Origin of the sequence: Streptococcus mitis SK1080 (genome assembly GCF_000220085.1) — a bacterium.
Classification (GTDB): Bacteria; Bacillota; Bacilli; order Lactobacillales; family Streptococcaceae; genus Streptococcus; species Streptococcus mitis_K.
The window spans coordinates 29,286-43,973 of the sequence record NZ_AFQV01000014.1 but is presented as its reverse complement, the minus strand read 5'-3'; the positions used below and the strand labels follow the sequence as shown (position 1 = coordinate 43,973).

Here is a 14,688-nt window from a genome sequence, read left to right as displayed (position 1 = left end):
ATTTTGTTATTCTTCAAAGAAAAATGGTGGAGCGAATTTTTTCAATTCTTCAAAGCATTTTTGAGCAGCTTCTGCATCTTCGCAGATGACGAGACAGACATCATCGCCACAGAGAGTAGCGATAGCGTCAGGGAAGCTCAAAGCATCAATGATAGAACCAAAGGATTGAGCCAGTCCAGGAAGAGTTTTTAGTAGAACTTGGTGTTGAACTGGGCGCATCAAGACAAGGGCGTCTTCCATGTAGAGTTCGAGACGTTTTTCCCATTTTGAGATGGAACCATTGTTAAGAACATAATAAGCGTTATCCTCTTCGCGGACTTTTGATAGGTTCATATTTTTGATGTCACGTGAGAGCGTTGCCTGGGTTACTTGAATGTCGTTATCGGCCAGGAGGGACTGCAATTCAGCCTGTGTATGAATCTTGTTTTTTGCGACAAGAGCGCGTATGAGTTGGTGGCGGTGTTCAGATTTATTCATAATAATGTAACTCCTTTTTTAGTGAGGTATGGTAAGTGTGGACTGAGAGAGGTCGACAGTCAGGTGGTAGTCAGTATTGTCACGTATGGTGATTTCAAAGTCAGTAGTATAGAGGACTAAACGAAGAGTATCTTCTTCTTTTAGCTTGTAAATAGTAGGTTGTAGTTCAAATTGTACATCCATCCATTCATCTGCAGTAATATCCTCTACTAACAGTAAATCATTTCTATTTTGTAAATTGAGGTAGCCTTTTGTCACGACTCGTTGTGCATCTGCTCTAAATGGCAGTTCACAGAGATTTTCCAACATGTGGTAGCGTCCATTATCAATGGTTCTAGCACTTAAAACAGCTGGATAAGGTTGTAGGTATTTCTTTTGTCCAAGTTCCAGTAGTTGAGCAGATAAGAGCCCCTTGTTTGTGCTGGATTTGATACGAAGATTGAGTTGAGGTCGACCGTTCAAGTGAAGATCTTTGGTCACAGGAAGGTCAATAGTAATCTGATTGGCTTTTCCTTGATAGAGTTCTGTATTGAAGGTCTGGTAGGTCTTACCATAGCGCTCAAAATCCTCATCTGGGTACTGGTTTTGAATAGCTTGCTCTTCTTGACCAAGTGCGAAGGTTTCGAAGTTTTCTTGCTCACCGAAGGTATCAAGTGATAACCAAGTCTGAGGGGCTGTATTGTCCTGCCAAATGACAGTAGGAAGTTGAAAATCTGTATCTTGTCCCAGTAATTTTTTAGTCAATAAGGCATTCATGGATTCACGGAAGTCAATTGATTGCCAATTGTTCATATAAACATGGGCGCCATTATGGAAAAAGAGATGCTTGTTGATATGTGCAGGAAGAGTGTGGAACATCTGGTAAACATGAAGTGGTTTAACATTCCAATCCTGAGAACCATGGGTAAAGACAACCTCTGCCTTTACTTTATCAGCATTGAGTAGATAGTTCCGGTCATGCCAAAACTGGTTATAGTCCCCAGTTTTTCGGTCTAGCTGAGCTTTCACTTTTTCTAAGTCAGCTTGGTGAGCTTCATTGCCACGGATATAGTCGCCAGCCAAGAGATTACGAGAATAGGTTAACTCAGCAAGGGAGTCAAAGTCCTCACCGGGATAACCGCCTGGACTAGTTACCAGACCGTTTTCACGGTAGTAGTTGTACCATGAAGAAATGCCAGCCTCAGCAATGATAACCTCTAAACCATCGACGCCTGTAGTCGCAAGCCCATTGGACATGGTACCTAGATAAGAAAGTCCAGTTGTAGCTACTTTTCCGTTTGACCAGTCAGCCTTGACTTGACGTTGGCGCGTGTGGTCAGTGAAGGCACGGCAACGACCATTAAGCCAATCGATGACATTTTTATAAGCCTCGATTTGCTGATAGTCTCCGTTAGTCATGAAACCAGTAGAGTCTTTGGTACCAACACCTGAAACATAGAGATTGGCAAAACCTCGTGGGAGGAAGTAGTCGTTGAGTGTATAGCTAGAGTTGATGTGACTTAGCTTTTCCTCAGCTTCTGACACAAGCTCAGCTTGGCCTTGAGGTTGGACGAGATTGAGTTGAGGTTCCTCTAGTTCAATCTTATGAGCAGGTTTAACCTCAAGCTCGCCCTCCATCTTGTAGAGAGCCTTATCGCTTGCCTTGTCATTTGTTCCCTGATGATAAGGGCTGGCTGTCATGATAGCAGGGATTTGTCCATCATAACGAGGACGAATAATGCTGACCTTGACTAGATCTGGTAAGCCTTTTTGGTCAGTATCGACACGAGACTCAACGTAAACGACTTCACGAATGACATCATGGCTAGAAAAAGTAGCCAAACTCTTGCCGTTAAAGTAGTGATAGCCATTATCCTCAGGGATAAGACCGTCGCTTACCAGCTGATCAATCAGGGTATTCCCCTTTTTGGTGCGAGTATTGAGTAACTGATAGAGATTTTCAATCAAGTCACCGTATACAATAGGAAATCCAGTCTCTTTACGAAAAGCTTCACTGTCTTCGAAGTCAATCAAATAAGAAAAGCCTAAAAGTTGAAAGGCGACAGTATAAAAAATAGCTGCTGTCAAGTCTTTGTCAGATTTAAAAAAAGTTAATATGTTAGTTTCTTTATCTATAGCTAAGCAGGAGAGTGGATAGTCGGTGTTCTCATAAGTAAAAAATAAGCGACGTAAAAAAGTTTCCAGTAATTCCTTGGGATTGGCTGTGTTTTGTAAATTAAAGCCACATTTTTTTAGTTCAGATAAGATATTTTCTTTTGGGAAAGTGACATAACTATATTGATTAAAACGCATAGAACCTCCATATAGAATGATAGTTAAGGTTATTATATCAAAAAAAAAGCAGAAAGGGAATTGTTAACTGTAAAAGGAAATAATCCAATAAAAATGAATAAAGTGCTAAATTCAATATAGAGAACAGTGTAATAATAGACATAATAGGTATAATATAAAAATTCTAGAAGAGTTATATTATATGTTGTCTATTTTGTATATAATATAGTATAAATATAAAAATGATGACAAAAATACAAATGAATAGAAAGTAAATTAGTAAGCTGATGAAATTTTTCTCAAGAGCAGCCTTTTATAGGTGAAAATGGTATAATATAGTGAGAAGGATAGAGGAGAAGTATAAATTGATCGCACAACTAGATACAAAAACAGTCTATAGTTTTATGGAGAGCGTCATTTCGATAGCCAAGTATGTGAGAGCAGCAAAAGACTATGGCTATACTCATCTGGCTATGATGGATATTGACAATCTTTATGGGGCTTTCGACTTTCTAGAGGTTACAAAAAAATATGGCATTCATCCTTTATTAGGGCTTGAAATGACTCTTTTAGTGGATGAGCAGGAAGTGAATCTGCGTTTTTTAGCTCTATCTAGTGTGGGTTATCAGCAGTTGATGAAACTTTCAACAGCCAAGATGCAGGGGGAGAAAACTTGGTCAGTCCTGTCCCAGTACCTGGAGGATATTGCGGTAATTGTGCCTTATTTTGAAGAGATTGAGTCGCTAAATCTAGGCTGTGATTACTATATTGGAGTTTATCCAGAAACACTGACAAGCGAATTTCATCATCCTATTTTGCCTCTTTATCGGGTCAACGCTTTTGAAAGCAGGGATAGAGAAGTTCTTCAAGTTTTAACAGCGATTAAAGAAAACCTACCGCTCAGAGAAGTTCCCTTGCGCTCACGACAAGATGTCCTTATATCAGCAAGTTCTTTAGAGAAATTATTCCAAGAACGTTTTCCTCAAGCCTTAGACAATTTAGAAAAGCTGATTTCAGGCATTTCTTACGACTTGGATACGAGTCTGAAACTGCCTCGTTTTAACCCAGCTAGACCAGCAGTAGAAGAGTTGAGAGAACGCGCTGAGCTTGGGCTTGCTCAGAAGGGATTGACTAGTAAAGAATATCAAGACCGTCTAGACCAAGAATTGGCTGTTATTCATGATATGGGCTTTGACGATTATTTCTTGGTTGTTTGGGATTTGCTGCGTTTTGGACGTTCGAATGGTTATTATATGGGTATGGGACGGGGTTCTGCAGTTGGTAGCTTGGTTTCTTATGCCTTAGATATTACAGGGATTGACCCAGTAGAGAAAAATCTGATTTTTGAACGCTTTCTCAATCGTGAACGCTATACCATGCCTGATATTGATATCGATATTCCTGATATTTATCGTCCAGATTTTATCAGATATGTTGGCAATAAATACGGCAGTAAACATGCGGCTCAAATCGTTACTTTTTCAACCTTTGGTGCCAAACAAGCTTTGCGAGATGTCTTGAAGCGCTTTGGTGTGCCAGAGTATGAATTATCTGCAATTACCAAGAAAATTAGTTTTCGTGACAATCTTAAGTCGGCCTATGAGGGCAATCTCCAGTTTCGTCAGCAAATCAATAGTAAGTTAGAATACCAAAAAGCCTTTGAAATTGCTTGCAAGATTGAGGGCTATCCAAGACAAACTTCTGTCCATGCGGCTGGTGTTGTGATTAGTGACCAAGATTTGACCAACTACATCCCTCTAAAGCATGGTGATGAAATTCCACTGACTCAGTATGATGCTCATGGAGTTGAGGCTAGCGGACTTTTGAAGATGGACTTTCTGGGACTAAGAAATTTGACCTTTGTCCAGAAAATGCAAGAGTTGCTTGTTGAAACAGAAGGTATTCACCTTAAAATTGAGGAAATAGATTTGGAAGACAAAGAAACGCTAGCTCTTTTTGCCTCTGGTAATACAAAAGGTATCTTTCAATTTGAGCAACCTGGAGCTATTCGCCTGCTCAAGCGTGTGCAGCCAGTCTGTTTTGAAGATGTCGTAGCAACTACTTCCCTAAATCGGCCAGGTGCTAGTGACTACATCAATAATTTTGTGGCAAGAAAGCATGGGCAGGAAGAAGTGACTGTTCTGGATCCAGTACTGGAGGATATTTTGGCTCCAACCTACGGAATTATGCTCTATCAGGAGCAGGTTATGCAGGTTGCCCAGCGTTTTGCTGGATTTAGTCTTGGGAAAGCCGATATTTTGCGCCGAGCTATGGGGAAAAAGGATGCCTCTGCCATGCATGAGATGAGGGCTTCCTTTATTCAAGGTTCATTAGAAGCTGGTCATACTGTGGAAAAAGCAGAGCAGGTTTTTGATGTCATGGAGAAGTTTGCAGGTTATGGTTTTAATCGATCTCACGCCTATGCCTACTCAGCCTTGGCCTTCCAGTTGGCTTATTTCAAAACGCATTATCCAGCCATTTTTTATCAGGTCATGTTGAATTCTTCCAACAGTGATTACTTAATTGATGCCCTCGAAGCAGGCTTTGAAGTAGCACCTCTGTCCATCAACACCATTCCCTATCACGATAAAATTGACAATAAGGCTATCTATCTAGGATTGAAATCGATTAAGGGAGTCAGCAATGATCTGGCTCTATGGATTCTTGAAAACAGACCCTATTCTAACATTGAAGATTTTATAGCTAAATTACCTGAGAATTATCTGAAACTTCCTCTGCTAGAACCTTTGGTAAAAGTTGGTCTTTTCGATTCATTTGAAATAAATCGTCAAAAAGTATTCAATAATTTAGTTAATCTATTTGAATTTGTAAAAGAGTTAGGAAGTTTGTTCGGGGGTACCATTTATAGCTGGCAGGAATCGGAAGATTGGACGGAACAAGAAAAATTCTATATGGAACAAGAGCTTTTAGGGATAGGTGTCAGCAAACACCCCCTACAAGCTATTGCAAGTAAGGCTATTTACCCGATTACCCCAATTGGGAATTTGTCAGAAAATAGCTATGCTATTATCTTGGTTGAAGTTCAGAAAATAAAAGTAATTCGTACTAAAAAGGGCGAAAACATGGCCTTTTTACAGGTAGATGACAGTAAGAAAAAATTGGACGTCACTCTCTTTTCAGACTTATATCGACAGGTTGGGCAGGAAGTAAAAGAGGGAGCCTTCTACTATATAAAAGGAAAAATCCAGTCACGTGATGGTCGTCTGCAAATGATTGCACAAGAAATAAGAGAAGCAGTTGCTGAACGCTTTTGGATACAGGTAAAAAATCATGATTCGGATCAAGAAATTTCACGTATTTTAGACCAGTATAAGGGCCCAATCCCAGTCATTATCAGGTATGAAGAAGAACAGAAAACAATCGTTTCCCCTCATCATTTTGTAGCTAAATCCAATGAATTAGAAGCGAAATTGAATGAAATCGTTATGAAAACGATTTATCGCTAAAAATACGGAAAATAGAAGAATTTTAAAATCAAATGTGGTATAATCAATAAGAATGTTAAAAGAAAAAGGAGCATAACCAATATGAAACGTATTGCTGTTTTGACTAGTGGTGGAGACGCCCCTGGTATGAACGCTGCTATCCGCGCAGTTGTTCGTCAAGCAATTTCAGAAGGAATGGAAGTTTTTGGTATCTATGATGGATATGCTGGTATGGTTGCTGGTGAAATTCATCCCCTAGATGCAGCTTCAGTAGGAGACATCATTTCACGTGGTGGTACTTTCCTTCACTCAGCTCGTTACCCAGAATTCGCTCAACTTGAAGGGCAACTTAAAGGGATTGAGCAATTGAAAAAACACGGAATTGAAGGTGTAGTTGTTATCGGTGGTGACGGATCTTACCACGGCGCTATGCGTTTGACTGAACATGGCTTCCCAGCTATCGGTCTTCCAGGTACAATCGATAACGATATCGTTGGTACTGACTTTACAATCGGTTTTGACACAGCGGTTACGACTGCTATGGATGCTATCGATAAGATTCGTGATACATCATCAAGTCACCGTCGTACTTTTGTTATTGAAGTTATGGGACGTAACGCTGGTGATATCGCTCTTTGGGCTGGTATTGCAACTGGTGCTGATGAAATCATCATTCCTGAAGAAGGATTCAAGATTGAAGATATCGTAGAAAGCATTAAATGTGGTTATGAGTGTGGTAAAAAACACAATATCATTGTCTTGGCAGAAGGTGTGATGTCAGCAGCTGAATTTGGTAAAAAACTAAAAGAAGCTGGGGATACAAGCGACCTTCGTGTAACAGAACTTGGACATATTCAACGTGGTGGTTCTCCAACTGCGCGTGACCGTGTATTGGCGTCACGTATGGGTGCGCATGCTGTTAAACTTCTTAAAGAAGGTATCGGTGGTGTTGCGGTTGGTATCCGTAACGAAAAAATGGTTGAAAATCCAATTCTTGGTACGGCAGAAGAAGGAGCATTGTTTAGCCTTACTGCAGAAGGTAAGATTGTGGTTAACAACCCACACAAAGCCGACATTGAGCTATCTAGCTTGAATAAGAGCTTGTCATAATTTACAATTTAGTTAATAAGACCAAAAAGGTCATATATAAAGGAGTCACAAAAATCATGAACAAACGTGTAAAAATCGTTGCAACTTTGGGTCCTGCGGTAGAAATCCGTGGTGGTAAAAAATTCGGTGAGGACGGATACTGGGGTGAAAAACTTGATGTTGAAGCTTCAGCTAAAAACATTGCTAAATTGATTGAAGCTGGTGCTAACACATTCCGTTTCAACTTCTCACACGGTGACCACCAAGAACAAGGTGAGCGTATGGCAACTGTTAAACTTGCTGAAAAACTTGCAGGTAAAAAAGTTGGTTTCCTTCTTGATACAAAAGGACCAGAAATCCGTACAGAATTGTTCGAAGGTGAAGCTAAAGAGTATTCATACAAAACTGGTGAGAAAATCCGTGTTGCAACTAAACAAGGAATCAAATCAACTCGTGAAGTGATTGCATTGAACGTTGCTGGTGCTCTTGATATCTATGATGATGTTGAAGTTGGTCGTCAAGTGTTGGTTGACGATGGTAAACTTGGTCTTCGTGTGGTTGCTAAAGATGACGCAACTCGTGAGTTTGAAGTTGAAGTTGAAAATGATGGCGTAATTGCTAAACAAAAAGGTGTTAACATTCCTAACACTAAAATTCCTTTCCCAGCTCTTGCTGAACGCGATAACGACGATATCCGTTTCGGTCTTGAACAAGGTATCAACTTCATCGCGATTTCATTCGTACGTACTGCAAAAGATGTGAACGAAGTTCGTGCAATCTGTGAAGAAACTGGAAACGGACACGTTCAATTGTTCGCTAAAATCGAAAACCAACAAGGTATCGATAACTTGGATGAAATCATCGAAGCTGCTGATGGTATCATGATCGCTCGTGGTGACATGGGTATCGAAGTACCATTCGAAATGGTTCCAGTTTACCAAAAAATGATCATCACTAAAGTCAATGCTGCAGGTAAAGTTGTTATCACTGCAACAAACATGCTTGAAACAATGACTGAAAAACCACGTGCAACTCGTTCAGAAGTATCAGACGTATTTAACGCTGTTATCGACGGAACTGACGCAACAATGCTTTCAGGTGAGTCTGCAAACGGTAAATACCCACTTGAGTCAGTAACTACAATGGCTACAATCGACAAGAACGCTCAAACTCTTCTTAACGAATACGGTCGTTTGAACTCAGATTCATTTGAACGTAACTCTAAGACAGAAGTAATGGCTTCAGCTGTTAAAGATGCTACTAACTCAATGGACATTAAATTGGTTGTAACTCTTACTAAGACAGGTCACACTGCACGTTTGATCTCTAAATACCGTCCAAATGCTGACATCTTGGCATTGACATTCGACGAATTGACAGAACGTGGATTGATGTTGAACTGGGGTGTTATCCCAATGTTGACAGATGCTCCATCTTCAACTGACGATATGTTCGAAATCGCTGAACGTAAAGCAGTTGAAGCAGGTCTTGTAGAATCTGGTGACGATATCGTTATCGTAGCTGGTGTACCACTTGGAGAAGCTGTTCGTACAAATACAATGCGTATCCGTACAGTACGTTAATTAATAGAAAAATAGCCTATCATATCAAGCTTTCTAGCCTGTATGATGGGCTTTTTTTGTATATGAGCAAAGCTTTACTTTTGATTTAATGCAACTGTAGCTAAAGAGTAAATCGTTGCTTGTTCCATACTTTTTGTGATGTGAGTATAAATCTGATTGGTAGTCTTTTTGTCTTCATACCCAAGCTATGATATGATAGCTTTTAAAAGGATGTTGTTTTTTGAACGAAAATTTCATAAAATGTTTAGTTCTTATAGTGAATTGTAGCTAGAATAGTACGCCGTGACTGCTAAAACATTTCTAGAAGTTAATTTGTTCGTATCTTATTTCAATCTACTATAATATAGATAAAAAACAACTCCCTGATGATTCAAGGAGTTGTCTATAGTTAAATTAGTTTTTTGAAGCTGCTTGGAATTCTGGGTTTTTCCATGCTTCGTCAATGATAGCTTGCAATTCTTTAGCAGATGCTTGCATTTTTTGAGTTTCTGCGTCGTTCAATGGGATATTTACTGGACGAACGATACCATGTGCACCAACAACAGCTGGTTGACCGATAAAGACGTTCTCAACTCCGTATTGACCTTCTTGGAATACTGAAAGTGGAAGTACTGCATTTTCATCGTCAAGGATTGCTTTAGTGATACGAGCAAGGGCTACTGCGATACCGTAGTATGTTGCACCTTTTTTGTTGATGATTGTGTAGGCTGCATCACGAACACCTTCGAACAATTCAATCAATTCAGCTTCTTGAACATTTTGAGTGTCTTTAAGGAATTCTTCAAGGTTTACACCAGCGATGTTTGCGTGTGACCAAACAGCGAACTCAGAGTCACCGTGTTCACCCATGATGTAAGCGTGAACTGAACGAGCATCTACATCCAATTTTTCAGCAAGTGCTTGACGGAAACGAGCTGAGTCAAGTGAAGTACCTGAACCGATAACGCGTTCTTTAGGGAAACCAGAGAATTTCCAAGTTGAGTAAGTCAAAACGTCAACTGGGTTAGCAGCAACAAGGAAGATACCTTTGAAACCTGATTCAACAACTTGAGTTACGATTGATTTGTTGATAGCAAGGTTTTTACCTACAAGGTCAAGACGAGTTTCACCTGGTTTTTGAGGCGCACCTGCAGTGATCACAACAAGGTCAGCGTCTGCACAGTCAGAGTATTGAGCTGCATAGATTTTTTTAGGTGAAGTGAAGGCAAGGGCGTGACTAAGGTCAAGCGCGTCACCAACAGCTTTTTCATGCAATTGTGGAATTTCGATAATTCCAAGCTCTTGTGCAATTCCTTGGTTAACCAGTGCAAAAGCGTAAGATGAACCTACAGCACCATCTCCGACAAGGATAACTTTTTTGTGTTGTTTAGTTGAAGTCATTGTTCTAAACATCTCCTTAATTTTATTAGGGGATTTTCCCCAGACAACTTCATTCTATCACTTTTAAAAAACTTTGTCACGAATATGCCTTATAGTTCTCAATGTAAACGTTTTAGTGGTTTAGAGGCTGAAATAGATGGGAATTTATGGTATAATGTTGTTACTTACTAATTGTGAAATGAGGCATTTATTAATGCAGGATAAAAATTTAGTGAATGTCAATCTGACAAAGGAGATGAAGACGAGCTTTATCGATTACGCCATGAGTGTTATCGTAGCCCGAGCTCTTCCTGATGTTCGAGATGGCTTGAAACCTGTTCACCGTCGAATTCTCTACGGAATGAATGAATTGGGTGTTACTCCAGACAAACCTCATAAAAAATCTGCTCGTATTACAGGGGATGTCATGGGTAAATATCACCCACACGGGGATTCCTCTATCTATGAAGCCATGGTCCGCATGGCTCAATGGTGGAGCTACCGTTACATGCTTGTAGATGGTCATGGGAACTTTGGTTCCATGGATGGAGATGGTGCTGCCGCTCAGCGTTACACTGAGGCACGTATGAGCAAGATTGCTCTAGAAATGCTTCGAGATATCAATAAGAATACGGTTGATTTCGTCGATAACTATGATGCCAATGAACGGGAACCCTTGGTCTTGCCTGCACGTTTTCCAAACCTTTTGGTCAATGGAGCAACTGGTATTGCCGTTGGGATGGCGACCAATATTCCCCCTCATAATCTGGGTGAAACCATTGATGCAGTGAAGTTGGTCATGGACAATCCTGAAGTGACTACCAAGGACTTGATGGAAGTCTTGCCTGGTCCAGATTTTCCAACAGGTGCCCTTGTCATGGGGAAATCAGGCATTCATAAGGCTTATGAAACAGGTAAAGGTTCTATTGTTCTTCGTTCTCGTACTGAAATCGAAGAAACTAAGACTGGCCGTGAGCGCATTGTTGTAACAGAATTTCCTTATATGGTCAACAAAACAAAGGTACATGAGCATATTGTTCGTTTGGTTCAGGAAAAACGGATTGAGGGCATCACAGCAGTACGTGATGAGTCAAACCGTGAAGGTGTTCGATTTGTTATTGAAGTCAAGCGCGATGCCTCAGCCAATGTTATCCTCAATAACCTCTTTAAGATGACCCAGATGCAAACCAACTTTGGTTTCAATATGCTTGCTATCCAAAATGGTGTACCGAAGATTTTATCCCTTCGTCAGATTTTGGACGCTTATATCGAGCACCAAAAAGAAGTAGTTGTTCGTCGTACACGTTTTGATAAGGAAAAAGCGGAAGCGCGCGCTCATATCTTAGAAGGTCTCTTGATTGCGCTAGACCATATCGACGAAGTGATTCGTATCATCCGTGCTAGTGAAACGGATGCGGAAGCACAAGCTGAGTTGATGAGTAAATTTAAGCTTTCTGAACGTCAAAGTCAGGCCATCCTAGACATGCGTCTTCGCCGTTTGACGGGATTAGAACGTGATAAGATTCAGTCTGAGTATGATGACCTCTTGGCTCTGATTGCGGATTTGGCGGATATTCTTGCTAAACCAGAACGTGTTTCTCAAATCATCAAAGAAGAATTGGACGAAGTTAAGCGTAAGTTTGGCGACCAACGTCGTACAGAGTTGATGGTCGGTGAAGTCTTGAGTCTTGAAGATGAGGACTTGATTGAAGAATCGGATGTCTTGATTACGCTTTCTAACAAGGGATACATTAAACGTCTGGATCAAGCTGAGTTTACTGCTCAAAAACGTGGGGGTCGTGGTGTTCAAGGAACAGGCGTTAAGGATGACGATTTTGTCCGTGAGTTAGTGTCAACTAGCACCCATGATCACTTGCTCTTCTTTACAAATAAAGGACGTGTCTATCGCCTGAAAGGTTATGAAATTCCTGAGTATGGTCGGACGGCCAAAGGTCTACCAGTAGTCAATCTCTTGAAATTGGATGAAGGTGAAAGTATTCAGACTATTATCAATGTTGAGTCTGAACGCAGTGATGATGCTTATCTCTTCTTTACAACCCGTCATGGTATTGTGAAGAGAACGAGTGTTAAGGAATTTGCTAACATTCGTCAAAATGGACTTAAAGCACTGAATCTTAAAGATGAAGATGAGCTAATTAATGTCTTGTTGACGGAAGAAGATACGGATATTATTATTGGTACCAAGTTTGGTTATGCAGTTCGTTTTAATCAATCAGCCGTTCGTGGCATGAGTCGTATCGCCACAGGTGTGAAAGGTGTGAATCTCCGTGAGGGAGACACAGTAGTTGGTGCTAGTGTGATTACTGATCAAGATGAGGTTCTTATCATTACTGAAAAAGGATATGGTAAGCGTACAGTCGCGACTGAATATCCAACAAAAGGTCGTGGTGGTAAAGGAATGAAGACGGCTAATGTGGCTGAGAAAAATGGTCCTCTATCAGGTCTCTTGACTGTGAAAGGTGATGAAGACTTGATGATTATCACTGATACAGGTGTCATGATTCGAACCAATGTTGCCAATATTTCACAAACAGGACGCTCAACTATGGGAGTTAAAGTAATGCGTCTGGACCAAGATGCTAAAATTGTAACCTTTACTACGGTTGCAGCGGCAGAAAAAGAAGAAGTTGGGACAGAAAATGAAACAGAAGGTGAAGCATAATGTCTCAAAAAAATAATAAGAAGAAAAACAAACGAAAAAATCTACTGACAAATATTCTAGCAGGATTTCTGATACTATTATCAATTGCTTTGATTTTTAATGCTAAAATTCGTGATATTTTCATAGTTTGGAATACCAATAAGTACCAAGTAAGTCAGGTATCAAAAGAAAAAATAGAAGAAAATCAGGATACAGAAGGAAATTTTGATTTTGATTCTGTCAATGCTATCTCTTCTGAAGCGGTTCTAGCTTCTCAATGGGATGCTCAAAAATTACCAGTTATAGGCGGAATTGCAGTCCCTGAATTAGAAATGAATCTACCAATTTTTAAAGGGCTTGATAATGTCAATCTCTTCTATGGTGCTGGTACGATGAAACGCGATCAAGTGATGGGGAAAGGAAATTATAGTCTAGCTAGTCATCATATTTTTGGTGTCAATAATGCTAATAAAATGCTATTTTCTCCTTTAGATAACGCTAAAAATGGTATGAAGATTTATCTAACCGATAAAAATAAAGTTTATACTTATGAAATACGTGAAGTCAAACGTGTTACACCGGATCGTGTTGATGAAGTTGATGATAGAGATGGGGTAAATGAGATTACATTAGTAACCTGTGAAGACCTTGCTGCTACAGAACGTATTATTGTAAAAGGCGATTTGAAAGAAACAAAAGAATATTCACAAACATCTGATGAAATCTTAACAGCTTTCAATCAACCATATAGACAATTTTATTAATACAAATCAGTGAAATCCTGGATTTCACTGATTTTTTAAGCTTTTCATAAGAATAAACTTTTATGAAATACAGAAAACGCTTCCTTAATTTTAACGTTTGTGATATAATTATCAGGTAAAAATTTTTAGGAGTTTATTATGGTTTCTTCAGAATTTATCTCAAAGATTGAATTTGCTTGCAAGAAGAAAGAAAGTCTTTATAGCCAAAGCAAATTTAAGTATGCGATTCGTTCTATGTTCGCAGGTGCATTTTTAACCTTCAGTACTGCTGCAGGTGCAGTTGGGGCTGACTTGATTAATAAAATCGCACCAGGTAGTGGACGTTTCCTCTTCCCCTTTGTCTTTGCTTGGGGATTGGCCTACATTGTTTTCTTGAATGCCGAGTTGGTAACATCAAACATGATGTTCTTGACTGCAGGTAGTTTCTTGAAAAAAATTTCTTGGAGAAAAACAGCTGAGATTTTATTATACTGTACCTTGTTCAACCTTATTGGAGCTCTAATAGCCGGTTGGGGCTTTGCCCACTCAGCAGCCTATGCACATCTGACTCACGATAGCTTTATTTCAGGGGTTGTTGAGATGAAGTTAGGCCGTTCAAATGAATTAATCTTGCTTGAGGCGATTTTGGCAAATATTTTCGTAAATATTGCGATTCTGTCATTTGTTTTGGTCAAAGATGGTGGTGCCAAACTTTGGCTTGTTTTATCAGCTATTTACATGTTTGTATTCTTAACAAACGAGCACATTGCCGCAAACTTTGCTTCTTTCGCGATTGTGAAATTCAGTGTTGCTGCTGATTCAATTGCTAACTTCAGTGTTGGAAATATGCTTCGTCACTGGGGCGTAACCTTCGTTGGAAACTTGATTGGTGGAGGCCTCTTGATGGGTCTTCCATATGCCTTCCTCAATAAAAATGAAGATACTTATGTAGATTAAGAAAATGAGCACGATTGAGTCGTGCTTTTTTCGATTTTGTAAGAAGTAATAGCCACTCCTTATATCAAAATATAAAAAAGAGGTATTAGTCAAGATAGGTC

9 protein-coding genes are annotated in these 14,688 nt (G+C 39.8%); 6 read left to right on the top strand and 3 right to left on the bottom strand.

The genetic code is table 11. From position 1 onward, the window contains the following. Positions 1-6 precede the first annotated feature (6 nt). Positions 7-477, bottom strand: a complete 471-nt coding sequence (locus HMPREF9957_RS06055) for an arginine repressor (protein ID WP_001043009.1) — start codon at positions 475-477, stop codon at positions 7-9. A gap of 18 nt (positions 478-495) precedes the next feature. After that, positions 496-2,769: a Xaa-Pro dipeptidyl-peptidase gene (locus HMPREF9957_RS06050; protein ID WP_001212062.1), complete on the bottom strand. Its 2,274-nt coding sequence runs from the start codon at positions 2,767-2,769 to the stop codon at positions 496-498. A 344-nt stretch (positions 2,770-3,113) separates the two neighbouring features. On the opposite strand from HMPREF9957_RS06050, the gene HMPREF9957_RS06045 reads away from it, so the two are divergent. The 3 genes from HMPREF9957_RS06045 (at position 3,114) to pyk (ending at position 8,866) form a co-directional block, all read left to right on the top strand. Continuing rightward, entirely contained in the window at positions 3,114-6,215 is a 3,102-nt protein-coding gene (locus tag HMPREF9957_RS06045; RefSeq protein WP_000561491.1) for a DNA polymerase III subunit alpha, read from the top strand. A gap of 81 nt (positions 6,216-6,296) precedes the next feature. Next, positions 6,297-7,304, top strand: a complete 1,008-nt coding sequence (gene pfkA, locus HMPREF9957_RS06040; RefSeq protein ID WP_000820862.1) for a 6-phosphofructokinase — start codon at positions 6,297-6,299, stop codon at positions 7,302-7,304. A 56-nt stretch (positions 7,305-7,360) separates the two neighbouring features. Next, positions 7,361-8,866 (top strand): pyruvate kinase, encoded by a 1,506-nt coding sequence (gene pyk, locus HMPREF9957_RS06035; protein WP_001042820.1) that lies wholly within the window; start codon positions 7,361-7,363, stop codon positions 8,864-8,866. A 393-nt stretch (positions 8,867-9,259) separates the two neighbouring features. Here pyk and HMPREF9957_RS06030 read toward each other — a convergent pair whose 3' ends face one another. After that, entirely contained in the window at positions 9,260-10,246 is a 987-nt protein-coding gene (locus HMPREF9957_RS06030) for an L-lactate dehydrogenase (RefSeq protein ID WP_000204726.1), read from the bottom strand. Between the two features lie 193 nt (positions 10,247-10,439). Here HMPREF9957_RS06030 and gyrA point away from each other — a divergent pair, with 193 nt between their 5' ends. The 3 genes from gyrA to HMPREF9957_RS06015 all read left to right on the top strand — a co-directional run bounded on the left by gyrA (position 10,440) and on the right by HMPREF9957_RS06015 (position 14,587). Beyond that, positions 10,440-12,908, top strand: coding sequence for a DNA gyrase subunit A (gyrA, locus tag HMPREF9957_RS06025; protein WP_001153006.1), 2,469 nt, complete (start codon positions 10,440-10,442; stop codon positions 12,906-12,908). Further along, the gene (gene srtA / locus HMPREF9957_RS06020) at positions 12,908-13,651 is read left to right on the top strand and encodes a sortase SrtA (RefSeq protein WP_000078843.1); all 744 of its coding nucleotides are present in this window, start codon (positions 12,908-12,910) and stop codon (positions 13,649-13,651) included. The genes gyrA and srtA overlap by 1 nt, the downstream gene beginning before the upstream one ends. A gap of 138 nt (positions 13,652-13,789) precedes the next feature. Next, a complete protein-coding gene (locus HMPREF9957_RS06015) occupies positions 13,790-14,587 on the top strand; it encodes a formate/nitrite transporter family protein (protein ID WP_000254774.1) in 798 nt (265 codons plus the stop codon). Positions 14,588-14,688: the final 101 nt, after the last annotated feature.

What these genes read in the sequence shown, in the direction of transcription:
- HMPREF9957_RS06055 (WP_001043009.1), bottom strand. Translation starts at nt 477, where the DNA reads ATGAATAAATCTGAACACCGCCACCAACTCATACGCGCTCTTGTCGCA.
- pfkA (WP_000820862.1), top strand. Translation starts at nt 6,297, where the DNA reads ATGAAACGTATTGCTGTTTTGACTAGTGGTGGAGACGCCCCTGGTATG.
- pyk (WP_001042820.1), top strand. Translation starts at nt 7,361, where the DNA reads ATGAACAAACGTGTAAAAATCGTTGCAACTTTGGGTCCTGCGGTAGAA.
- HMPREF9957_RS06015 (WP_000254774.1), top strand. Translation starts at nt 13,790, where the DNA reads ATGGTTTCTTCAGAATTTATCTCAAAGATTGAATTTGCTTGCAAGAAG.
- HMPREF9957_RS06030 (WP_000204726.1), bottom strand. Translation starts at nt 10,246, where the DNA reads ATGACTTCAACTAAACAACACAAAAAAGTTATCCTTGTCGGAGATGGT.
- HMPREF9957_RS06050 (WP_001212062.1), bottom strand. Translation starts at nt 2,769, where the DNA reads ATGCGTTTTAATCAATATAGTTATGTCACTTTCCCAAAAGAAAATATC.
- gyrA (WP_001153006.1), top strand. Translation starts at nt 10,440, where the DNA reads ATGCAGGATAAAAATTTAGTGAATGTCAATCTGACAAAGGAGATGAAG.
- srtA (WP_000078843.1), top strand. Translation starts at nt 12,908, where the DNA reads ATGTCTCAAAAAAATAATAAGAAGAAAAACAAACGAAAAAATCTACTG.